Origin of the sequence: Spiroplasma eriocheiris (assembly GCF_001029265.1) — a bacterium.
Lineage (GTDB): Bacteria > Bacillota_I > Bacilli_A > Mycoplasmatales > Mycoplasmataceae > Spiroplasma > Spiroplasma eriocheiris.
Map to the genome: position 1 here is coordinate 229,646 of NZ_CP011856.1, position 23,144 is coordinate 252,789.

The 23,144-nt window shown below is 31.1% G+C and carries 24 protein-coding genes; 23 read left to right on the top strand and 1 reads right to left on the bottom strand.

The window, feature by feature from the left end; translation table 4 throughout:
* Position 1: 1 nt before the first annotated feature.
* Genes mnmG through SERIO_RS01090 form a run of 10 tightly spaced genes read left to right on the top strand, consistent with a single transcriptional unit; the run spans position 2 to position 8,459 of the window.
* Entirely contained in the window at positions 2 to 1,885 is a 1,884-nt protein-coding gene (gene mnmG / locus SERIO_RS01050; RefSeq protein ID WP_079450772.1) for a tRNA uridine-5-carboxymethylaminomethyl(34) synthesis enzyme MnmG, read from the top strand.
* A complete protein-coding gene (gene cysS / locus SERIO_RS01055; RefSeq protein WP_236682161.1) occupies positions 1,885 to 3,207 on the top strand; it encodes a cysteine--tRNA ligase in 1,323 nt (440 codons plus the stop codon). Before mnmG ends, cysS begins: the two co-directional genes overlap by 1 nt.
* 1 nt (position 3,208) lies before the next feature.
* On the top strand, positions 3,209 to 4,531 hold the full coding sequence (gene trmFO, locus SERIO_RS01060; protein ID WP_047791076.1) for a methylenetetrahydrofolate--tRNA-(uracil(54)-C(5))-methyltransferase (FADH(2)-oxidizing) TrmFO: 1,323 nt from the start codon (positions 3,209 to 3,211) through the stop codon (positions 4,529 to 4,531).
* Positions 4,532 to 4,584: 53 nt separating this feature from the next.
* Positions 4,585 to 5,325 carry a 23S rRNA (guanosine(2251)-2'-O)-methyltransferase RlmB gene (gene rlmB / locus SERIO_RS01065; RefSeq protein WP_047791077.1) on the top strand — a complete coding sequence of 247 codons (741 nt, stop codon included), beginning with the start codon at positions 4,585 to 4,587 and terminating at the stop codon, positions 5,323 to 5,325.
* 24 nt (positions 5,326 to 5,349) lie between these two features.
* Positions 5,350 to 5,937 carry a hypothetical protein gene (locus tag SERIO_RS01070; RefSeq protein WP_053040801.1) on the top strand — a complete coding sequence of 196 codons (588 nt, stop codon included), beginning with the start codon at positions 5,350 to 5,352 and terminating at the stop codon, positions 5,935 to 5,937.
* Positions 5,938 to 5,979: 42 nt separating this feature from the next.
* Positions 5,980 to 6,129 carry a 50S ribosomal protein L33 gene (rpmG, locus tag SERIO_RS06360; RefSeq protein ID WP_073797335.1) on the top strand — a complete coding sequence of 50 codons (150 nt, stop codon included), beginning with the start codon at positions 5,980 to 5,982 and terminating at the stop codon, positions 6,127 to 6,129.
* A gap of 10 nt (positions 6,130 to 6,139) precedes the next feature.
* Positions 6,140 to 6,604, top strand: coding sequence for a preprotein translocase subunit SecE (secE, locus tag SERIO_RS01075; protein WP_236682162.1), 465 nt, complete (start codon positions 6,140 to 6,142; stop codon positions 6,602 to 6,604).
* A gap of 34 nt (positions 6,605 to 6,638) precedes the next feature.
* Positions 6,639 to 7,262, top strand: a complete 624-nt coding sequence (nusG, locus tag SERIO_RS01080) for a transcription termination/antitermination protein NusG (protein WP_047791078.1) — start codon at positions 6,639 to 6,641, stop codon at positions 7,260 to 7,262.
* A gap of 11 nt (positions 7,263 to 7,273) precedes the next feature.
* Positions 7,274 to 7,870 (top strand): DNA-3-methyladenine glycosylase, encoded by a 597-nt coding sequence (locus tag SERIO_RS01085; RefSeq protein WP_047791079.1) that lies wholly within the window; start codon positions 7,274 to 7,276, stop codon positions 7,868 to 7,870.
* Positions 7,871 to 7,889: 19 nt separating this feature from the next.
* Complete coding sequence (locus SERIO_RS01090) at positions 7,890 to 8,459, top strand: HNH endonuclease signature motif containing protein (protein WP_047791080.1); 570 nt, start codon at positions 7,890 to 7,892, stop codon at positions 8,457 to 8,459.
* 107 nt (positions 8,460 to 8,566) lie between these two features.
* Here the strand turns inward: SERIO_RS01090 and SERIO_RS01095 are convergent, their stop codons facing one another.
* Entirely contained in the window at positions 8,567 to 9,067 is a 501-nt protein-coding gene (locus SERIO_RS01095; RefSeq protein ID WP_047791081.1) for an isochorismatase family protein, read from the bottom strand.
* 91 nt (positions 9,068 to 9,158) lie between these two features.
* On the opposite strand from SERIO_RS01095, the gene rsmG reads away from it, so the two are divergent.
* From rsmG to rpoE, 13 genes are all read left to right on the top strand, one after another.
* Positions 9,159 to 9,860 carry a 16S rRNA (guanine(527)-N(7))-methyltransferase RsmG gene (gene rsmG, locus SERIO_RS01100; RefSeq protein ID WP_236682163.1) on the top strand — a complete coding sequence of 234 codons (702 nt, stop codon included), beginning with the start codon at positions 9,159 to 9,161 and terminating at the stop codon, positions 9,858 to 9,860.
* A gap of 64 nt (positions 9,861 to 9,924) precedes the next feature.
* A complete protein-coding gene (locus SERIO_RS01105; protein WP_047791083.1) occupies positions 9,925 to 10,695 on the top strand; it encodes a ParA family protein in 771 nt (256 codons plus the stop codon).
* Entirely contained in the window at positions 10,685 to 11,575 is an 891-nt protein-coding gene (locus SERIO_RS01110; RefSeq protein WP_047791084.1) for a ParB/RepB/Spo0J family partition protein, read from the top strand. Before SERIO_RS01105 ends, SERIO_RS01110 begins: the two co-directional genes overlap by 11 nt.
* Positions 11,576 to 11,590: 15 nt before the next feature.
* Positions 11,591 to 12,691 carry a redox-regulated ATPase YchF gene (ychF, locus tag SERIO_RS01115; protein WP_047791085.1) on the top strand — a complete coding sequence of 367 codons (1,101 nt, stop codon included), beginning with the start codon at positions 11,591 to 11,593 and terminating at the stop codon, positions 12,689 to 12,691.
* 11 nt (positions 12,692 to 12,702) lie between these two features.
* Positions 12,703 to 13,155: a 2-C-methyl-D-erythritol 2,4-cyclodiphosphate synthase gene (gene ispF, locus SERIO_RS01120; protein ID WP_047791086.1), complete on the top strand. Its 453-nt coding sequence runs from the start codon at positions 12,703 to 12,705 to the stop codon at positions 13,153 to 13,155.
* Between the two features lie 127 nt (positions 13,156 to 13,282).
* Positions 13,283 to 13,483: a lipoprotein gene (locus SERIO_RS01125; RefSeq protein ID WP_047791087.1), complete on the top strand. Its 201-nt coding sequence runs from the start codon at positions 13,283 to 13,285 to the stop codon at positions 13,481 to 13,483.
* Positions 13,484 to 13,663: 180 nt separating this feature from the next.
* Positions 13,664 to 14,179: a hypothetical protein gene (locus tag SERIO_RS01130; RefSeq protein WP_047791088.1), complete on the top strand. Its 516-nt coding sequence runs from the start codon at positions 13,664 to 13,666 to the stop codon at positions 14,177 to 14,179.
* Positions 14,180 to 14,301: 122 nt separating this feature from the next.
* Entirely contained in the window at positions 14,302 to 15,219 is a 918-nt protein-coding gene (locus tag SERIO_RS01135; protein WP_047791089.1) for a hypothetical protein, read from the top strand.
* An 80-nt stretch (positions 15,220 to 15,299) separates the two neighbouring features.
* Positions 15,300 to 17,039 carry a hypothetical protein gene (locus SERIO_RS01140; protein ID WP_047791090.1) on the top strand — a complete coding sequence of 580 codons (1,740 nt, stop codon included), beginning with the start codon at positions 15,300 to 15,302 and terminating at the stop codon, positions 17,037 to 17,039.
* Positions 17,040 to 17,041: 2 nt separating this feature from the next.
* Positions 17,042 to 19,702 carry an FtsX-like permease family protein gene (locus SERIO_RS01145; RefSeq protein WP_330217076.1) on the top strand — a complete coding sequence of 887 codons (2,661 nt, stop codon included), beginning with the start codon at positions 17,042 to 17,044 and terminating at the stop codon, positions 19,700 to 19,702.
* Positions 19,703 to 19,807: 105 nt separating this feature from the next.
* Entirely contained in the window at positions 19,808 to 21,271 is a 1,464-nt protein-coding gene (gene gltX / locus SERIO_RS01150) for a glutamate--tRNA ligase (RefSeq protein ID WP_047791092.1), read from the top strand.
* Positions 21,261 to 22,493, top strand: coding sequence for an HD domain-containing protein (locus tag SERIO_RS01155; protein ID WP_047791093.1), 1,233 nt, complete (start codon positions 21,261 to 21,263; stop codon positions 22,491 to 22,493). Before gltX ends, SERIO_RS01155 begins: the two co-directional genes overlap by 11 nt.
* Positions 22,494 to 22,523: 30 nt before the next feature.
* A complete protein-coding gene (gene rpoE / locus SERIO_RS01160; protein ID WP_236682164.1) occupies positions 22,524 to 23,063 on the top strand; it encodes a DNA-directed RNA polymerase subunit delta in 540 nt (179 codons plus the stop codon).
* Positions 23,064 to 23,144: the final 81 nt, after the last annotated feature.

The window sequence follows — 23,144 nt, forward strand, 5'->3', positions numbered from 1 at the left end:
AATGAAAGAATATGATGTGATTGTCGTTGGTGGTGGTCATGCCGGGGTGGAAGCAGCCCTTGTTGCCAGTCGAATGGGTAAAAAAACTTTAATGGTAACTCTAAGTAAAGATAAAATTGCTAGTATGCCATGTAATCCTTCAATTGGCGGACCAGCCAAGGGAATTGTGGTACGTGAAATTGATGCCATTGGTGGTGAAATGGCAAAAGCCGCTGATAAAACAGTCCTTCAGATGAAACTTTTAAATTCATCGCGCGGTCCTGCTGTTTGAGCTTTACGAGCCCAATCCGATAAAATTAAATATGGAAAATATATGCAAGATATTATTAGTAACCAAGAAAACTTGGAACTTTTAACATTGCCTGTTGATGAATTATTAGTTAATAACCAACATCAATGTTATGGGGTTGTTGTTGGGGGCCAACAAATTATTGCTAAAGCTGTTATTTTAACTACGGGAACTTATATGGCGTCAGTTGTTTTACGCGGACAAGAAAAAAAATCATCAGGACCAGATGGTGAAATTACGACAAATGGGATTTCCCAACAATTAGCTGCTTTAGGATTTCGCCTAATTCGCTTAAAAACTGGAACCCCAGCGCGGATTAAACGTGATTCAATTGATTTTAACAAAACCCAACCGGAACCGGGAAGCGATATGCTCTTGGCATTTTCATATTCAACAAAAGATTTTTTACCTTTTGCAAAACAAGAATTATGTTGGTTAATTCATTCCAACGATGAAACCCACCAGGTAGTTACGGAAAATTTAACAAAATCAGCAATGTATTCGGGTAATATTGTGGGGAGAGGACCACGTTATTGTCCAAGTTTTGAAGATAAGATTACCCGTTTTCCTGATAAATCTCGTCACCAGATTTTTTTAGAACCCGAGTCAAAAGAATTGGATACAATTTATGTACAAGGTTTTTCCACTTCAATGCCAATTGATATTCAAGACCAAATGTTAAGAACCCTTCCGGGGTTAGAAAACTGTGAAGTTGTAAAATGAGCTTATGCAATTGAATATGATGCAATTGATCCCACCCAAATGACGCATACCTTAGAAAGTAAGTTAATTGCTAACTTATATACTGCAGGACAAATTAATGGAACCAGTGGTTATGAAGAAGCAGCTTGTCAAGGTTTAATGGCCGGAATTAATGCTTGTTTAAAAATTGATCACCAAGAGTCTTTTATTTTGCGTCGGGATGAAGCTTACATTGGGGTGTTAATTGATGATTTAGTGACTAAGGGTACTGAAGAACCATATCGGTTATTAACATCACGGGCTGAATATCGCCTCTTATTACGTAATGATAATGCTGAAGAGCGTTTGAAACATTATGCCAAAAAATTTGGTTTAATTAGTGATGAGGAATGAGCAGATTACCAAGCGAATGTCGCTAGTTATAATTGCGTTTACCAATTATTAAAAGAAACAATTTTCAATCACCAGTCACCAATTATTTTACAGTTAAAAAACGATGGGATTATTATTAATGAAAAAATTAGTGCTTATAATTTATTAAAGCGTCCCGATATTAATATTAAATATCTTGAAGCAGCGATTAGCGCTTTAAAAAATTTACCATCATTCTTAAAACAAAACTTGCTAATTAATATTCGTTTTGAAGGTTATATTAAAAAAGAACAAGAAATTGCTTTAAAAACAATTAAACTTGAAAATAAAAAAATCCCCACCGATCTTAATTATGATGAGGTTGATAATTTAGCCATTGAAGCACGCGAAAAATTAAAATTAATTAAGCCAATTTCAATTGGTCAAGCAAACCGAATTTCAGGAATTAATCCTTCTGATATTCAGATGTTATTATTTCATTTAAAAAAAATTAATAAGGATAGAGATGGAAGTGATGCTTAATGATGAAATTATATAATAGTTTAACTCGCACCTTAAGCAATTTAGACCAACCTGTGGTTAACATCTATTCTTGTGGACCAACTGTTTATAATTATATTCACATTGGGAATGCCCGCCCGCTAATTACGGTTGATTTATTAATAAATTATTTAGAATTTAATAATGTAAAGGTTAACTTTTTGCAAAACTACACTGATATTGATGACAAAATTATTAACCAAGCGCTTTGTGATCAAAAAACGGAAAAGGAAGTTAGTGAATTTTTTATTGCGGCTTTTCAAGAAGACATTACCCGTTTGCAAGTTCGCAAAGCTGATCGCTATGTTCCAATTAGTATGCACATTGAAGATATTATTAATTTTATTGCTGTTTTGGTTAAAAAAGGTGCTGCCTATGCTGTGGCAGGGAATGTTTATTTTGCGATTGATAAATACGAAGCGGAATATGGTCGCTTATCCAACAAAGTTATCAGTGAATTAACATCGGGAGCCCGTATTGAAGTTGATCCGGCAAAAAGAAATCCCCTTGATTTTACTTTATGAAAAAAAACAACTACCGGAATCTTATTTGATTCACCATGAGGAAAGGGCCGTCCTGGATGGCACACCGAATGTGCGCTCTTAATTGATTTATATTTTAATCATCAGACAATTAATATTCATACGGGAGGGATTGATTTAATTTTTCCCCATCATGAAAATGAACGGATTCAGTATTTAGCAAAGAACCAAAAAGAAATTGCTGATATTTGGCTACATAATGGTCATTTAAACTTAGATAATGAAAAAATGAGTAAGTCATTAGGAAATATTATTCCTTTACGCCAATATCTTGATGAGTATGGTGCAAATAGTTTGAAGTATTTAATGTATTCGACAAATTACGCCCAACCTTTAAATATCACAGATGATTTAATCCAGTATGCCATTAATGAAACCAACAAAATTTTTAATTTATTAAAAAATCTTAACCGTTATTTAGGACAACATAATTTACATCTTAATTTAAAAGAACGGGGGGTAAATTTAACATTAGCTAATGATCATTTAGCTAATAATTTAAATACTCCTAATGTTTTAACTGTCGTTAATAATTTAATGAAAACTCTTAACCACCAGTTAAAAGAAAACAGCTTGGATTTAATAATGACAAGTGATTTTTATAACATTATTTTTAATCTCTTAAATTTTAATTTTGGGTTGCCAAAAATAACTCCGGAAGTACTTGAGTTATTAGCCCAATGGGAAACATATAAAAAAGAAAAAAAATATGATAAAGCCGATCAAATTAGAAGTCAGTTAATCCAAAAGGATATTATTTAAAATGAAAAATAAAAAAATTAATGTTGTGGGAGCTGGTCTTGCAGGTTGTGAAATTGCTTACCAATTAGCTAAGCGAGGATTGTCTGTAAACCTTTACGAAGTAAAACAAGTTAAAAAGAATCCTGTCCAGAATTTAGATTCCTTTGCTGAATTGGTTTGTTCTAATTCTTTTCGTAGTAAGTCAGTAGAGAATGCTAGCGGAATTTTAAAAGAAGAATTAAAAATGTTAGATTCTTTAATTATTAAAGCAGCATTAGCAAGTGCAATTTCAGCTGATGATGCTTTAGCAGTTGACCGCCAACTTTTTAGTAACTATGTGACACAACAGTTAGGTAATAATCCCAATATTACCATTCATCATACGGAATTTGAAACGATAAATCCGCGGGACATTACCATTATTGCTTCTGGTCCGTTAACAACTGAAAAGTTACAACAAGAATTAACTAAAATTATTGGTAAAAAAGCATTATATTTTTATGATGCTTCAGCACCAATTATTACCAAAGAAAATATTGATTTTACAAAAGTTTATTATCAAGCTCTTCATAGTGCGGCAAAAGATTATCTAGTTTGCCCGTTATCAGAACACGAATTTAATTTATTACACCAGGAGTTGGTTAACGCCTCGACAGTGGCGTTAAAAGAATTTGAGAAATATTTTAAGGGTTGTCAACCAATTGAAGTACTAGCTAAACAGTCTAAGAAGTTATTATTAAACGGGCCAATGAGTCCCAATTATTTACAAGATGACCATGGTAATTTGCCTTATGCTGTTGTACAACTACGAAAGGATAATTTAATTGATACTTTATATAATATTGTGGGATGACAAACAAATTTAACCTGACCCGAACAAAAAAGGATTATTAATAATTTTATTCCGGGGTTAGCGAAGGTGGACATTGTTCGTTATGGAGTGTTACATAAAAATAATTATATTAATTCTCCAAAGTTATTAAACCAGTCATTACAATTAAAGCAAAATCCGAATATTTTCTTTGCTGGCCAAATTACTGGTGTTGAAGGTTATTTAGAATCAACAGCGAGTGGATTGTATTGTGCTCTGAATGTTTATCAATATTATCATCACCAAAAACCGCTGCTCTTTCCCCCGACAACAGTATTAGGTTCATTAATGAATTATGTTACTAATCCTCGGCAAAAAAATTTAAAGCCAATGAAAGCAAATATTGGGATCATTCCAGTACTAGGTCAATCTTATGATAGCAAGAAGGCGAAAAATCTCGCAATTTATGACCGAGCAATGCAAGCATTAGCAACTTTAATTTCTGATAATAACATCTTAAATCCTTCGTGTTAGTTGTATTATTAATATGTAATTTATGCATTTTTTGTTAAGAAAGGGTAAATATTATGCAAGAATATATGTATATTTATGGAATTAATGCTGTTAAAGAAAGTTTACTTAATAAGAATATTAAAATTAAATGTTTATATGTTAGTGAAAATAGTAAGTTAATAACAGAAATTATTACAATCGCTCAAAAAGGACATCTTCCAGTTAAACAAGTTAGCAAACAAACTTTATTAAAATTAACAAATAGTGAAAAAACCCAAAATGTGGTGTTAGAAATTTATAAACCACAATACTATTCGTTGGAAGAATTAGCAATGAAAGCTCATCAAAAACAGCATCCGTTTTTGCTAATTCTTGATCAAATTTTTGACCCACATAATTTTGGTGCAATTTTACGAACTTGTGATATGTTTGGAGTTGATGGGGTTATCATTTTGGATAAACGTCAAGTTGAGTTAAATGCGACAGTGGCAAAAACATCAGCGGGAGGATTTAACTATGTTCCAATCTGTAAAATTAATAATTTAACAAATGCAGTTGAATACTTAAAAAAACAAGGTTATTGAATTTATGCTACTAGTTTAAATGACAAGGCTCAACGAGTTAATAGTTTAGAATATGATACTCCGATTGCCTTAATCTTAGGGAATGAAGGGAAGGGAGTTAGCCAAAAATTATTACAACACGCTGATTTTAATATTTTTATTCCGACAAATGGCCATTTGGATTCCTTAAATGTATCAGTTGCCGCCGGAATCTTGATTTACCAAATTAAAAATTCCCAACAGCAACTATAAAATAGTAAGGAGGTATTATGAGAGATGAATGAATATGAATTATTATATTTATATCAAGATGAACATAATGAAAAAGCCCTCTTAAATTTATATAAAATTTATTGTCAAAAATTAGAAACCAGTAAACGGCGAACTTACCATAAATACTTTAGTTTACCCGTGGAATTAGAAGATTTAGAAACAATTAAATATTTTTCAATTATGAAAAGCGCCCAGATTTATAATCCAACTTCAAAGAAAAAATTAAGTGATTTTATTGAACAAAGATTTATTTGAGATATCCACAATTATTTGCGAAAGCATTTAAATAGCAAGAATTATGTTCTGAATGGTTATTTAAAAATGTTGGGAACCACTAATTTTGACCAAGATAATGCGGTGAATCTTGAACAAGATTTATTAGAAGCAGAAGCTCTTATTTTAATCAAAGAATATTTGTTGACAGTCTTATCACCCCTTGAGAAAAAGGTTTTTCTTTTTTGAATAAGAGGATATAATATAAGAGTAATCTCACACGAATTAGGGTTAACATACCGCCAAGTTGATAATGCCCAACAACGAATTATGAAAAAAATTCGAGATTTTAGTAAAAATAATGCATCTTGGGTATAATTTTTGGTATTAATATACTATAATTAAATATGGTGAAATAAAATGCGCGAAAAAATCATATTAGTATGTTCAGAATGTTTAAATCGTAACTATATTACTTATAAAAACAAGTTAACTCATAAGGAACGTTTTGAAATTAAAAAGTTTTGTAAAACATGTAATAAACATACAATTCATAAGGAAACACGGTAGGTGATAAAAGATGAGTAATAATAAGGATAAAAAACCAACAAAAACTCCCAAAGAACCAAAAGTAAAAGCAGAAAAATTAACCAGAGCCGAACGAAAGGAGCAAAGTGCCCAATTAAAAGTTGAACGTGCAGCCGCAATGTTCCAAAAACGTAAAGCAAAAGAACCCCCAATTAAAATTGGTAGTGTTAAAGAACCAACTGCGGTGAATGAAGCACCAACAGCAGAAAAACCTAAAAAAAGTTTTTTTAGTCGTAAAGGTGAAAAAAAAGATAAAGACCGTATTAATTGAAAATTAGCTTTCCGTGAATTTCCAGTAAAAATGGCAAAAGAAGTGAGCCGGATTCGCTGAGCACGGAAAGGAAGTCTCGGGAGAAAGTTTTTAATTACAATTCTTTTTATTATCGCATTTGCAGTATTTTTCTTCTGTTTAGATGAAATACTATCACATGTTTTAAAAGTCGCACATATTATTTAAAGAGAATAAAATAATTTAAAAAAGGGGTAAAACAATGAGTGAAAATAATTCAAATGTAACACAAACTAACCAACCAGAACTTGATGATATTAATAAGTATAAAGGGAAATGATATGTTATTAATAGTTATTCCGGACATGAAGATCGTGTGCGCGATGACTTAATCCAACGGGTAGAATCTTTGAATATGAAAGATGTTATTTTTGACATCCGCGTGGTCAAAGAAATGATTCCTCCAAAAGGAAAGGGCAAAAAACCAGTTGAAAAAAACCTTTATCCAGGTTATATCTTTATTAATATGATTATGAATGATGATGCCTGATATATTGTTCGGAATACCACTGGTGTTACTGGGTTTATTGGGTCATCAGGACGGGGAACAAAACCATTTCCTCTAACAGATCAGGAAGCACGTACAATGTTAAGCAAAGCAACTTCATTTAAAGAAGCACAAACAAATAAAAAAGTTAAAAAAGTTTATGTTGCTAATTTTGAAGTTAATGATTATGTAAAAATTATTGCTGGTCCGTTTACTGATATGGAAGGACAAGTTACAAAATTAGATACCACAAAGGGAATGGCAACTGTTAATTTAGAAATGTTTGGACGGTTAACACCAACTGAAATTCCTTTTGATCAATGTGAACCAATTAAATAGTATTTAGCCACATGACAAATTTACAACAAAGAATTACTGACCCCCAGTTTTTTGCTAAAAATGCCATTGTTGTTGCCCAAAGTTTATTAAATAAGTATTTGGTGCGGATTATTGATGGAAAAAAAATTATTGCGCGTATTGTCGAAGTTGAAGCCTATGATGGCCCAACCGATGATGCCAATCATGCTTTTAATAATAAAAGGACAGCACGCAACGAAACGTTATTTTGAAAAGGCGGGTTTGTTCATATTTTTATTATTTATGGGATGTATTATTGTTTAAATTTTGTTTGTGATCAGGAAAATTACCCAAGTGCGGTTTTAATTCGCGCTTGTGAAATTATTAGTGATGAACGCGAGGAAGTTTTTCAACCTAACTTTAAACTAGCTAATGGTCCGGGAAAAGTTTGTCGCTATTTAAAGATTGATAAAACTAATGATGGGTTAGATTTATTAACAAATGATGAATTATTTTTACTAGATAATGAAGAATTGCCACCAAGCGCAATTGTAACAACGCCCCGGATTAATGTTGATTATGCCACTGTGGCAAAAGATCATTTATATCGGTTTTATATTAAAAATAATCCCGCAATATCAAAGAAATAAATAATAAAAAGGTGAAACAATGAGTACAGAGAAAAATGAAATATGAAAAGTTCATCCTGATTTTCCCCATTTGGAATTTAGTAACTTAGGACGAATTCGGAACAGTCAAACGAAACAAATTAAAGAATTAAAAAAACCGAAAAATACCAACTATTTTTTAATTCGCCGTCGGGTTGATAATAAAACAAAGACAAAACCACTCCATCGCATTTTAGTTGAACTATTTATTGGTGAAGTTCCCCATAATATGACTGTTGATCACATTAATGGAAACCCCCGTGATAACCGGGTGGAAAATTTGGAAGTTGTTTCACGGAAAGAAAACACCGTTCGGCAAATTAAAATGTGGTCTCATCCGCACAGTTTTTATGACCGTCAGTTAATCCAAGCCCATAATGAAAAAAGATGGTTATATAAAGATACCCTTTATAATTGAATTGATTTATTAAAACTTCTTTATCGACAAAATATTATTTATTATCAAGTTCGGTGAAGAAGCAGTAAAGAGGGAAGGATTGGTTATTTGCCAAATGGCGAAGTAATTAAGCGGGTTAAATTTAAAGAAATGGAAGAATTACTTGATGAGTAATTTCCGCAAAAAAATTTAGTTTTAATGATCGCCACTAATTTAAATATTAGTGGTTTTTATATTTAGTACTTTTAAAAATAAAAAAAGAATAATTATTATTATTCTTTTTAAAACTTTATGTGGTTATCAATTCCGACACAAAGATTTAAGTCAACATAACCATGGTAACCTAATTTAATTGCATCAACTAAAGTTGCTGAGACACAAACATCAAGGGCCACTCCAACAATACAAAGTTCTGTGACATCGTTTGCTTTTAAATATTCATCTAATCCGTTGCTAGTATGATCATCATCAAAGAAACCACTATAACTATCGGCATTTAACTTTGTTCCTTTTAAAATAATTTTGTCAAAACTACTTTCTGCTAAATTATATAATTCACTACCTTTGGTATTTTGAATACAATGGGGTGGTCAGATTTCAAATGAGCAATGGTGCGCCGGGTGTCAGTCTTTCGTGGCAATGACTAAGTCATTATTATTTTTATATTCGTTAATTAATGCTAATAATGGTTTTTGCAGTTTTTCCCCATCTTTAACATATAATGAACCGTTCGGATCAACAAAATCATATTGGTAATCAACAACTATTAAGGCCTTTTTCATTTTTATTTACTCCTTTATTTATTAATATTATTATGATAACACTAGAAATTGATATAATAAATAATAAAGGAATAAATAGTAAGGAAACTGAATGATGATTGAAATAATTACAAATGTTCTTCCCAATTTAATAATTACTGAGGATCAACAAAACCAGTTAAAAATTTATTATGAATATTTAATTGCCCAAAATAAAGTAATGAATTTAACAGCCATTACAGATGAACAAGAAGTATATTACAAACATTTTTTAGATTCATTATTATTGTTAAAACATTATCAAATTAGCGAAAATAGTAATATTTGTGATGTTGGTAGTGGGGCTGGTTTCCCGGGAATTGTGCTAAAAATTATTAATCCTCATTTTAAGTTAACTATTATTGAAGCGTTAGCAAAACGCTGCAAGTTTTTAACTAACTTAGTTACTAAACTTAATTTAACTAATGTTACTATTATTCATGCGCGAGCTGAAGAATATAGTTATGATCATCCTGAAACATTTGATATTATTCTTTCGCGAGCAGTTGCTAATTTAGGAATGTTATTAGAATTAACCGTCCGATTAGCAAAAGTTGACGGTTTGTTAATTTGTTATAAAGGTGCTAATATAAAAGCAGAATTAGCTGCTAGTCAGAAAACAATTGCGGTTTTAGGATTAGAACTAATTGATTTACAATATGAAAATATTGATCACTTAGGGGAACGGAATATTTGTTATTTTAAAAAACGTCAACCAACTAATAGTAAATACCCCCGCCATTTTAGTCAAATAAAAAAATCACCAATTGGTTAAAGTGTTATATAATATAATTGAATATTTTATTATTAAATTAGATAGAAAAGAGGATAGGAATTAGATGGGAAAAATCATTGCGGTTACTAATCAAAAGGGTGGAGTTGGAAAAACAACAACTTCGATTAATTTAGCGGCCGGACTGGCGTTATATGGTAAAAAAATACTATTAATTGATATTGATCCCCAGGGGAATGCGACAACGGGGATTGGAACCAATAAAGATGATATTTCAGAAAGTATGTATGATGTCTTAATTGGGCAAGTACCATTGAAAAATATTATTATTCCAAATATTATTCCTAATGTTGATTTGGCACCGGCGACAATTTCCTTAGCCGGAGCAGATATTTATTTAATGGAACAATCAGAAGATAGTCAAAGCTTATTATTAGACCGCATTAAACCAGTGCGCGACAACTATGATTTTATTTTAATTGATTGTCCCCCATCATTAGGATTAATTAACCGGAATGCCTTAGGATGTGCTGATTCAGTCTTGATTCCTATCCAAGCTGAATACTACGCATTAGAAGGATTAGCCCAATTATTAAGTTCAATCCGGTTTGTCCAAAAAATGTTTAATAAGAATTTAACAATTGAAGGAATTGTCTTAACAATGTTTGATTCACGCACCAAACTATCATTTGAAGTAATGAGTGAAGTTAAAAAATATTTTAATGAAAAGGTATATAAGACTTATATTCCCCGTAATATTAAAATTAGTGAATCACCATCCCACGGGTTAAGTATTTTTGATTATGATAAGGGTGGCGCTGGCGCAATTGCTTATCGGGAATTAACAAAGGAGGTTTTAGCAAATAATGGCAACTAAAAGCAGATTAAGTTCAAAAGGTTTAGATAAAATCTTTGGTGAAGGCATTAATGATGTAATTAAAGAAATTGAAAATAATGAAGAGTTAAAAGAAACAGCTAGCGAAATTAAATTAGCAGAAATTCTGCCGAATCCCCACCAACCCCGCAAGGTTTTTAAAGAAGAAGAATTGCAAGAGTTATCAACTTCAATTAAAAAACACGGGATTATTCAACCAGTTATTGTTAAAAAAACAACAAATGGTTATTATTTAGTCGCGGGAGAACGTCGTACCCGTGCGGCAAAACTAGCTGGTTTAACAACAGTTCCCGCAATTGTTGTTGATTTTGATGATCAGCAAATGAAAGAAGTTGCGTTAGTAGAAAACATTCAACGTGTTGATTTAAATGCCATTGAAGAAGCCAACGCCTATAAAGAATTGTTAGATTTATTAGATATTACCCAAGAAGAATTAGCAAACCGAATTGGTAAATCACGCAGTCATATTGCCAATACAATGCGGTTATTAAATTTACCAAAAGAATTGCAAGCAGATGTGTTAGAAGGAAAATTAACAATGGGGCAAGTAAAACCATTAGTAAGTTTGCAAGCAGATGTGAGTGAAGTTAAAAAAATTGCTCAACAAATTATTAAAGATAATATGAATGCCCGCCAAGTTGAAGAATTAGTTAAACGTTATAATAATGGGGATAACATTAATATTAAATTAAAACCTGTTAAAAAACCCGAACAACGAACAATTAATGAATTTTTAGAAAATAAAATTATGCGGAAATTAGGAACCAAAGTAATTATTGATAAGGATAAAATTATTATTAATTACTTAGGAGTTAAAGATTTAAACCGGATCCTTGAAATTTTAGGATTAACAGATGAATAGAAAGCGAGTCATACTATGCCGTTAAAAGTAGGAATCGTTGGTTTACCAAATGTTGGCAAATCAACATTATTTAATGCGATTACTAATTCCCAAGTTGAAGCAGCGAATTATCCGTTTGCCACAATTAACCCAAATGTTGGGGTGGTCGAAGTGCCTGATGAACGAATGCACAATTTAATTGAAATCTTTCAGCCCCACAAAGCAATTTATACAACCTTTGAATTTTATGATATTGCTGGGTTAATTGCCGGCGCTAGCAAGGGCGAAGGGTTAGGAAATACTTTTTTAGCTAATATTCGTGATACCGATGCCATTTGTATGGTTGTTCGTTGTTTTGAAAACAAAGATATTACCCATGTTGAAGGAAGCATTGATCCGCTCCGTGATATTGAAATTATTAATTTAGAATTAATTATTGCGGACCAAGAACAAATTGAAAAACGGATTAATAAAATTGCTAAACGTGCCCAAACTTTAAAGCAAAAAGATGATGTTTTTGAATATGAACTTTTACAAAAACTAGACCAACAGTTAGCAGCAAATAAATTATTAAAAGATTTAGTGTTAACTCCTGAAGAACACAAAGCAATTAAAAATTTTAATCTGCTAACAATTAAACCTTTTATTTATGTAGCAAACATTGCCGAAACTGATTTACAAACAAAAACTAACCCATATGTTGAAAAGGTACAACAGTATGCTAAGGACAATAATATTGAAGTTGTGACGATTTGTGCCCAAGTTGAACAAGAATTATCAACTTTAAATGAGGAAGAAAAAACAATTTTTATGGCAGAATATGGGATTCAAGAGTCCGGATTAAGCCAGTTAATTAAAAAATCTTATGCCTTGTTAGGTTTACAAACTTTCTTTACCGCTGGAAAACAAGAAGTCCGCGCTTGAACTTTTAAAAAAGGGGCAACAGCTCCTGAATGTGCTGGAATTATCCATACTGATTTTGAAAAAGGTTTTATTAAAGCAGATATTTATGCTTACCAAGATTTAATTACTTATGGTAGTGAAAAAGCAGTAAAAGAAAATTGTAAAATGCGAAGTGAAGGAAAGACTTACATTATGCAAGATGGCGATATTTGTTTCTTCAAATTTAATGTTTAGGAGTAGTTTTTATGCGAGTTGGTAATAGTTATGATTTACATAATTTAATCCCAGGGGAATTTATTTACTTGGGAGGGATAAAAATTCCTTGTCAATATCAAGTTCAAGCAATTTCAGATGGGGATATTTTATTACATACCATTAGTGAAGCTATTATTGGCGCCTTAGGGTTTGGTGATTTAGGAGAATGGTTTGATGAAACTAATGTGGGGTTATCTTCCCAAGTTATTCTGACCAAAGCACTTCAATTATTAAAAAACCAAAACTACGAAATTGCTAATGTTGATAGTACCATTATTATTGATAGACCCAAACTGCAACCCCATAAAAAAAATATCAAAGATAATTTAGTGAAGTTATTAAATGTAAATTCAAGTCAAGTTAATATTAAAGCAACAACTTCTGAACAAAATTTTCCTAGTATTATTCAAGCTTATACAACAGTGTTATTAATTAAAAAATAATATTAAATTTTTTTTAAAAGTTTACCAATTATTTCAAAATTTCTTAAAAAACTAGCAAGAGATACCTTGCTTTTTTTTTTTTTTTTGGAATAATGAAGTTGTTTAGCGAAAAAGTGAGGGGAAGAAAATGAAAAAATTATTAAGTATTTTAGGCTCGCTTTCTTTAATTGGGACTTCAGCGGTTTCTGTTGTTGCTTGTTCTGGTACTAGCGGTAGTGATACAGACGCTCTATTAGAAGAAGCCTTAACAAGTACCAAAAGTTTATCAAAATTAATGATTATGAGCCGTCATGAAAATTTAAATTTAACACAAGCAGGGGCTAATTAATTTATTAGTCATGATAGTGTTAATAATGCATTAAGTAACGGGGGAATTAATTTAGGGGATAACCATGGTTTTATTAAGTTAGATACTTTATATAACCAATGAAAAAATTGATTTGCAACTGCAAGTCAAGATGAATTTAAGGATTTAGGAGATTTCATTCAGAAAGATGATCCCGAAACAATGGACCAATTTTATTGATTAAATGGTGATTCGTCCAATTTAAATACGGGAGGAATCAATAGTTTAGATTCTAATTTATATACTAACTCAACCACTGTTAATAATGGTTTAAGCAATATGGATACAGTATTAAAATTATTTGATAAAAATTCACTGGATAGTATGGTTAAATTATTATCAACTTTTTTACCAACAACAAAAACTGAAGGACAAGGGCCATATGGTTCAGGAAACCTTAATATGATTTATAAAGATTATGCGTTTGGAATTATCATCAATGGAGTTCAAGGAATGTTTTTGAATGCTGTGTATAAAGTTGCTGCAAATGGTGAAGGAATACAAAAGGCCGCTGCTTTATATGGTCAGGATCTTTATACTAAGCTATTTGGTAATCCAGATAATAATTCAATTGTAGATGGTGATGGAAATAAAGCCCTTTGAAATAAAAGTGATACAAAAAAAATGGTGATGACACCGGATTATTTGGACAAACTATTAAAGATCAAATTGCCTTAGTTAAACCTAATCTTGATCCATCAACTGCTCACGATGATGATTTCTTTGGATCAGACTATGCTGTTTGGCAAGATGGTGTAAAAAAAATCTTAAAAGATAGTACAACATTATTAGGAATTGCAATGGCGGCTGCACACGCTAAACCTGCGCAGTTTGATGAATTTATGCATTTAACAGATAATGATCCCGGAATTAAAGCGATGGAATTAGGGATGCAAATAAAATTGCATATTAATTTAAAATTTAGTGATGTTAATTATAAATTATTTTTATCAGGAATAAACCAATTTTTAACTTCCCTAGTTAATTTTGAAGGTGATGACACAAGTTGAGATGCTTTAGACAATGATAGTAATTACAAATGAACAACAATTGATAAGTTACATCATGCAACATTAGGAAAAGATGAAACAGGAGCTTATGATAAATTTTGAGCTTCAAATAATAATACTAATTATAGTGATGAAGTAAATAAAATAATGGGTTATGATCCTAGTGGAACATCACCAACGGGATTTGTTAAAAATTCATTATATGATGTTTTATATTCATGAGGACATGATAACAATGGTGATATGTATAATGCTTTATATGGTCCGGAGGGTGCCTTTGCCAAAGGATTAATTGATTTTAACAAATCGGCTGATTTTGTCTATGATAATTTATATGGACCATGGTTAGATGACAATAAATATTGAACATATGAAAACGTCAAACATCAATATGATACAACAGGAAAACTAGCAGTAGTCTCATTTGATATTGAATACCATGGGTTAGGAGATTTATCAACAAATCTTGATGCCCATAAACAAGCTGTTGATTTAGATAAATTAAAAAATGATGAACAATATCGTGCTAGTTGAAACGGAACTGGATTATATTTTGATCCAGCTGATCCTAGCAAAGTTCTATACGGACAAGTAAAAAATAAATACCATGTTGAGTGAACAAATATTGGAACTTCAGTCCTTAATGATATGATGTTAACTGATATGAAATGATACCAACCAAATGGTGTTGATTATTATTACTTGTAATTTAATAGGGTAGAAAAACATTATTCAGTTTATGAAGAATAAAAAAGGATAATGTTTTTCTTAGGTAGGAAGAAGATAATATGAAAAAGAATTTTTTGTTAATTAAGCAAAATTTACTAAGCGCTTTAAAAAGTAAAATTCAATTTATTGTTCTTTTCGTGCTCCTTTTTTTATCTTCTTTAATTATTGCCTTATTTTCTTCTACAATTGACCGGCTAAATAAAGCAAATGCTTTTTTAGACCCAACGAGTGCGGAGTATAATTATTCGTATGCTTTTGAATCGCGTGATACCAATAAAGCAAACTTACAATCTTTTACACCGCTTTTTGCCCTTAGTGATAACTATGTCTCATATAATGATTTACAAGATCATGTTTTTTCGTTTCCAACTTTAACAATTGGGGGTAAGGATAGTGCACTAAGAGCTTTAACAACAAGCGATTATCTTATTAATGTTGATAGTACTAACCACGCCACCTTAACATGAACATCAAAAAACCAATTTTATAATTTTAATTATAATGGTGCTGATTTTAAAAATTCACTAATTGGTCAGTTATATTCTAAAGCCAAAGCTAGTTTTGCTGTGGCTTATCAACAGGAAGTTAACGCTAGCATTGCTAACTATCTTTTATTTTTAACGCACACTAAAATTACGGATAACATTAATCAGATGTTAACTGGTTTAATTAACTATAATTTAAATAAAGCCGTTGACCCATGAACAAAAGATAATGCTAATGCCAAGTTTAAAGATTGAGTAAATTATAATGGTACTAGTGCCCAATGAAATCAACACATTGATATTAATCATCCTACTAATATTGCTGTTATTAAAGAAGACCAAACAAAAGCAAATCCCATTATTAGTAATGATTTTTTTGAACAAGGTTTAAATGGGAATTTGGGCAGTGTTTATCAATATAAATATTATGATAATGGTAGTGGGAACTGAAAAAATGGTTTTAGCTATTTTTATGGGGGTAGTATTTTAACTTCCACACAATTTAAGGATCCCTCGGCACCCGAAAATTATGGCTCGTTAACAATTGGCAGTTTATATGATAGTAGTTATTATCTTTTTAATAGTAGTTTTCGTGGGCACACTAATTTAGAATTTTTTCAACTTTACAATAAGTTATTAGGATTAAATGCGGGTTTTAATGTTTTTGATCGGCGCGAGTTCATTACTTGGGATACCAAAAATAATGTCAAGTTTAAATTAGTTGATAAAAATAGTGTTAATTTAAAAATCTTTCGCGCATTACCAAGTTATAATCCAAACTTTTGACGCTATGTGGTAATTACGCCGGGTTATGCCAAAAAACATCATTTAAAATTAGGTGATCATATTAGTGTTAATAATTATCAACAGGACCAGGATTTAGTAATTGGGGCGTTTGGAAGTGACTCGCAAAATGGTTATCCAACAATTTACGATGTTGATGTATTACCAAACGCTAATAGTGAAGCGACAATTTATGTTACTTCTGATGTTTTTGCCAATGACAAATTAGGTAATCCAACAACAACATCAGAAACTTCCCGGGTATTTTTAAAAGCGATTGCTAATAATAGTAATATTAATCTGTTTCAACAGCATTTCACTGATGAATATAATAATATTTTAAAAAACTATCTAGGGATTAAAAACAATACTCCAGTGGCAAGTCAACTAAAGATTCAAAGCAAAGATGACGGACCAAAAATTTATAATCGTTATCAAATGTTGGGAAATGTAATTCATATTTTTACCATTGTTATACAACGGCCATTATTATTTTCTTTGGGGTTATTGTTTTATTTGCCTTATGAATAATTATTAAAAAACAAATTGAAAAAGAAAAAAATAAAATTGGAATTTTAAAATCATTAGGTTATAACCAAGTTCAAATTGCGTTGGCGTATTCTTTTTATCCCTTAATTCCAATTATTGTCGGAGTCATTTTTGGTTGGGTAATTGGGTTAGTCTTACAAATTCCGATTATTGGGGTTTTTAATAACTTCTTTACCTTACCAAGCCAGTTTAATGCTTATTATCCATCATTATTTTATAGTTTACTTGGTTTTCTAGTCCTATGTAGTCTAGTATGTTTCTTTATTTCACTGCGAATGATTTCCATTAATACCTTAGATTTAATTAACTTTAATAAAAACTTACGCCCTAATTCGTTAATTTTAAAACTAAGAGCAAATTTACCATTAAAACGATTTAATACGAAATTTAAATTTTCAATTGCGGCAGTTTCGGTTAAAAAAATTGTGATGATTTTTGGTACAATGTTAATTGCCACTTTTGCAATCACGATGGCAATTGCTTTACCAGTAACTGGTTCTTCAATTGTCCATGATTATTATAAGTATTGGAATTTTAAAAACGAAACCGATTATGAAGCTCCGATTCCCAATTCCCCAATTACGCGTTATGATGTTTACCAATGACAAGGAGTAGGGCAGGGCAATAGTATTGATTATCCCTTAACAAACAATGGAGTGATTCCTAAGTATTATCATTCAATTGGCAATCCAACATGACGAGAAACTAGCAAAATTAATACCAATGAATATGATCCGACCATTGATAAAGGTGGTAATTACCCCAGTGAACTTATTAATATGTTGGGGTATAACTTACTAGCCTTTCGGGGCGCTAATATTTCAATTGGATCATTACAAAAAATTTTAGATGATTATCGTGACCCAACCACCGGAAAACCAGATGACCAAATCCAGTTTATGGTTGATAATGTTGCTTGTACAGTTTTACCGAAAATTGCCGGAATTAACCATAGTCTAGTTGGCGATTGAAAATCATGTATTCAACAAACGGTGAGTGCCTTAGCCCCCGCTTATTTAATGGAATATTGGAATAAATCAGTTGAACGTCAAAATGAGTTTACAATTGCTGCGCAAACCGTGCCCTATGATCAAGCAAATGATGAGTTCTTTACAAAATTTACTTCAACTGTGCAATTAAACAATCAAGCAGTTGGGATTGCAACATATGGGATTAATCCGAATAGTCGGATGATTACTTTTAATAAGGATTTACTACAACAAGATAAATATCAAAATAATACAATTCCAATTTTAATCAATCAGGCTTTTGAAAAACGCTATAACTATCATGTTAATGATATTATTAGTGCCCAACCAAATGTTGATATTCTAACTTATACAAATACCTTAGGCCAAGCAGTTCCAATTGATCCGACCTGGTGGGTTTATAATGATACTTTAGACAATGACCAGGGCCTTGATTCATATGATCCGAGCAAGGATATTCCCTTGGACCAAATTGATTTTAGTCACCTAAGTTATGGAAATTCTGATTTAGTTAAATATAACGGGGTAACTAATCCTAGTCGGTATACGGCATTAGAATATGGCTATTATGATCCTACTTATCTTGATAGTAGTGGGAACCATGTTCGCCCATATTATTTAATGAAAAATATTTTATTAAAATTACCAGCAACAGGGGTCAATGGTATTGACCTCAATAAAGTTATTGTGAATGATAAAAATCCGTCGGGAAATCCGTTTCCATCTTTAATTGATGGAAAATATGGGGTTGTTCGTACCCGCGATAATAGTTATGTTATTCGCCCATTTGATTGAAATTATAGTGTTATTGCAATTACTAGTGTTCAACAAGTATTTGGTGACGCTGGGATTCCAACCCAATGATATACCGAAGCATTTAAAACTGGATTATTAAAGATTGCGAATGCCAATGATTTAGCAAGTAATCCTTATCAAAAGAAAGTTAATTATCAGGTGGTCGGCGTTCAAAATTCTTATGAAAAGCCATTAATTTATTTAAATCAAAATATTGCCAACCAGTTATTAGGTTATGCCACAACTTATCACCAGGATCTTGGGATTCCCACTTATTTTAATGGGAAATTTACCCTTAACTCCGAACCAACTGACCAGACAACAAGATTAGGATTAGCCTCCATAACTGGGGGGTATGATATTAATAATTTTAATGACAACTTTAACTGAATGGTCAAGGATAATAATATGATTAGTACAAAAATTGATATTTTAGACCGGGTTGCTCTAATTGCCTTAATGTTAGGAATTGCCTTTATCTTAATTATTATTTTTGCCGCAATTGCGATTGTTACGATGATTACCAATTTATTTGTTAACCAGTTTAGTAAGATGATGGCTTTATTACGGATTCAAGGATATACCAACCGGGAAATTAACTCCTTTACCTTAGGGTTATTTACGCCAATTGTGGTGATTGCTCTTATCCTTGGTTTTATTGCCGGGTGGTTTGCCATTGTCGGGGGAATTAATATTTTTGAAAATGCCCATCTGCTTGTGCTTCCTTATTCATTTACTTGGTATTTAATTATTATTGTCTTATGTACAATTGCCATTATTTATTTAGTAACTTATCTATTATCCGCCCACAGTTTACGAAAAATGCACATTCAAGAGCAAGTTGCCTTATTAGATGAATAGAAATTACGAGGATTAATTCGTAATTTTTTTGTCTTTTTTAAGAAAATACTTATATAATTATTATGTTAAGGGTAGGAAAAATACCAACATTGAGAAGGAGTTATAATGGAAAAGAAAATTAGATTACGATATGCTCCCAGCCCAACGGGATTCTTACATATTGGAAACACCAGAACAGCATTATTTAATTATTTATTAGCAAAACACTACCAGGGTGCTTTTATTTTAAGAATTGAAGACACTGATGTTGAACGAAATGTGGAAGGAGCGATTGCCTCTCAACTAGATAATTTACGCTGATTGGGGATTGAACCAGATGAAACTATTGATAAACCTGGTCAATATGGACCATACACCCAGTTAGAAAGATTACAAACATATGCTGAATATGCCAATAAGTTGTTAGCCACTAAAAAAGCATATTATTGTTTTTGTACGGCTGCGGAATTAGAAGCTTCACGGGAAAAACAACTAGCCCAAGGTTATGCTTCGCCCCGTTATGTTCGTCGGTGCTACCGTCTTTCGGAAGCGGAAGTTAATGAAAAATTAAAAAATAATATTCCAAAAAGTATTCGCTTTTTTGTTCCTGATCAGGAAAGTTATGATTTTAATGATTTAGTGCGTGGACCAGTTCATTTTGAATCAAAAGATCTTGGTGACTGAGTAATTATGAAATCAAACGGGATTCCAACTTATAATTTTGCCGTAGTAATTGATGATATTTTAATGGAAATTAGTCATGTCGTTCGTGGCGAAGAACATATTTCAAATACGCCAAAACAATTGATGATTTATCGAGCTTTTGAAAAAGAGCCCCCAATTTTTGCTCACTTGACTTTAATTGTTAATGAACAACATAAAAAATTATCAAAACGGGATGGTCATTTAATGCAGTTTATTAGCCAATATCGTGAAATTGGGTACTTACCAAATGCCATTTTTAATTTTATCGCGTTATTAGGATGGTCACCATTAGGAGAAGAAGAAATTTTTACTAAAGAAGAACTAATTAAAATTTTTGATGAAACAAGACTAAGTAAATCCCCAAGTATGTTTGATGTTAAAAAATTAACTTGAATGAATAATTTATATATTAAAAAAATGAGTGATGAGGAATATTTAGCCTTTACCAAACCTTTTTTAGCAAGCGCTTATGATTTAACAAATAAAGCGAATGATTGATTAACAATGCTCTTATTAATTTATAAAAAAGAACTGCAATATGGTCAAGAAATTGTTGCTTTAACAAAACCGTTCTTTGTTCCGGTTACTGAATTAAGTTCAGAAACAATTGGAATGTTAAATAATTTAAATAATTATCAGGAATTAATTGTCGAGTTTCGCAACCAAGTTAACCAGTTAACAAACTGAAATGAAATTAGTATTAAAGAAATTATTAGTATGTTGGGTAAAACTTTAAATGTTAAGGGAAAAGACTTGTTTATGCCAATTCGGATTTTTGCTTCGCATCAAGAGCATGGTCCAGAATTAGCCAAAGTTATTTATTTATTAGGAAAGGAACAAGTTATTAAAAACATTGATAACTTATTAAACAGTAATGAAAAGTAAATTACCATTAATTATTCGTGATAGTGTTCATGGTGACATTGAATTATGAGAACAAATTGCTGTTAACCTTATCAATAGTCAAGAATTTCAACGTTTACGTAGAATTAACCAACTTGGTGGTGGGCAGTTTATTTTCCCGAGTGCTTCGCATACGCGGTTTACACATTGCATTGGGGTTTATCATTTAATTAGTGAAATTTTAAAAACAAAATCATTCCAAGAAAATTATCCCAATCCGCGTCAGCAGTTACTAGTTAAATTAGCAGGGTTATTGCATGATATTGGGCACGGACCATTTTCGCATACTTTTGAAATGGTCAATGATGTTAATAAAGCTAATATTAGCCATGAAGAATATTCAGCGTTAATTATTAAATCATCAACAACGCAAGTTAACCAAATTTTAAAACAGGAATTAACTGATGAAGAAATTGCTGAATTATGTTTAATGATTGAAGAAAAGCACCCGGATAAAGTATTATCTTCCTTAGTATCTTCTCAAATTGATGCCGACCGGATGGATTATTTATTACGGGATGGGAAAAACAGTGGGGTTGAATATAGTCATTTAGATGTTCAATGAATTATTCGTCATATTGATATTAAAGATCATAAAATTGTATTCCCACAAAAAACCCAGTATGCCATTGAAAGTTATTTAATTGGGCGTTATCATATGTATAAACAAATTTATCTTCACCCGTTAAGTATTGGTTTTGATTTAACTTTTAAGATGTTTTTTCAAAGATTATATGATTTATACCACACAGGATTTCAATTTAAAAATAATGATATAATAGACTTATTAAAACCATTATTGGAAGGGAAACAAATGACAGCAAGTGCTTATTGCCAACTTGATGATTACACTTTTTTTACTTACATTAAAATGTTAAGTAATGAAGATGATGAAATTTTACAAAAACTAATCACAATGTTAACTAACCGTAATTTCTTACGTCAAATTGATGCCAAACGAGGTGATTTAGAAGAAATTAAAAAAAATTTGGCAAAAAAATACAAAAACTATTATAATTATTTTATGGTTGAATTTGAGTTAAAACCAGTAAAACTTTATGATGGTGAAAAAAAACCAATATTTATTCAAGTCAATAGTGATATTAAAAATCTAAATGAAATTTCTGAAATCTTTTTAGCAAATAGTGATAAAAAATTACATGGTTCAATATCATATTACACAGTAAATGATGTCTTGAAATAAATTATTAATAATTTAAAAGGGGTAGAACAGATGATGAATGATAATGTTGAATTATTAGAATTAGTATATGAATATTTAAAGAAAATTAAACACAGTGATACTTTTGAAAATATATGAAATGCCATCGCTGTCAATGATATCAGTGTCCAAGGACATAGTAAAGAAGATGTTATTGCTGAATTATATACTGATTTAGTATTAGATAATCGTTTTGTTTTAACAAGTGAAGGTATGTGAGGTTTACGTGAACTTTTAAAATATGATGAAATTAAAAAACAATATGATTATACTGATCAATTTGAAACAACTGAAGAGTTTGAAGATATTGATTTAGATGAAGAAGAAGATAAAGATGATCTTTCTGATCAATTAGATTTTGATGACGATCTTGATGAAGACATTGATGATGATGACGATGATGAAGATTTAACTGAAATTGATTTAGATGATGATTTAGCAGAAACCGAGTTTTCGGTTGATGATGATGACCAAACAGTAGCTGCTAAATTAGGAATTACTGAAGAAATTGACTGACAAGCTTTAGAAAAAGAAATGGAAGAGAATAATTAAATTTTATATGTAATTAGAAACAATTATATATTAATTTTCGATTGTTTCTAATTTTTATTTTTAGTGCAGAAAGGATGGAAA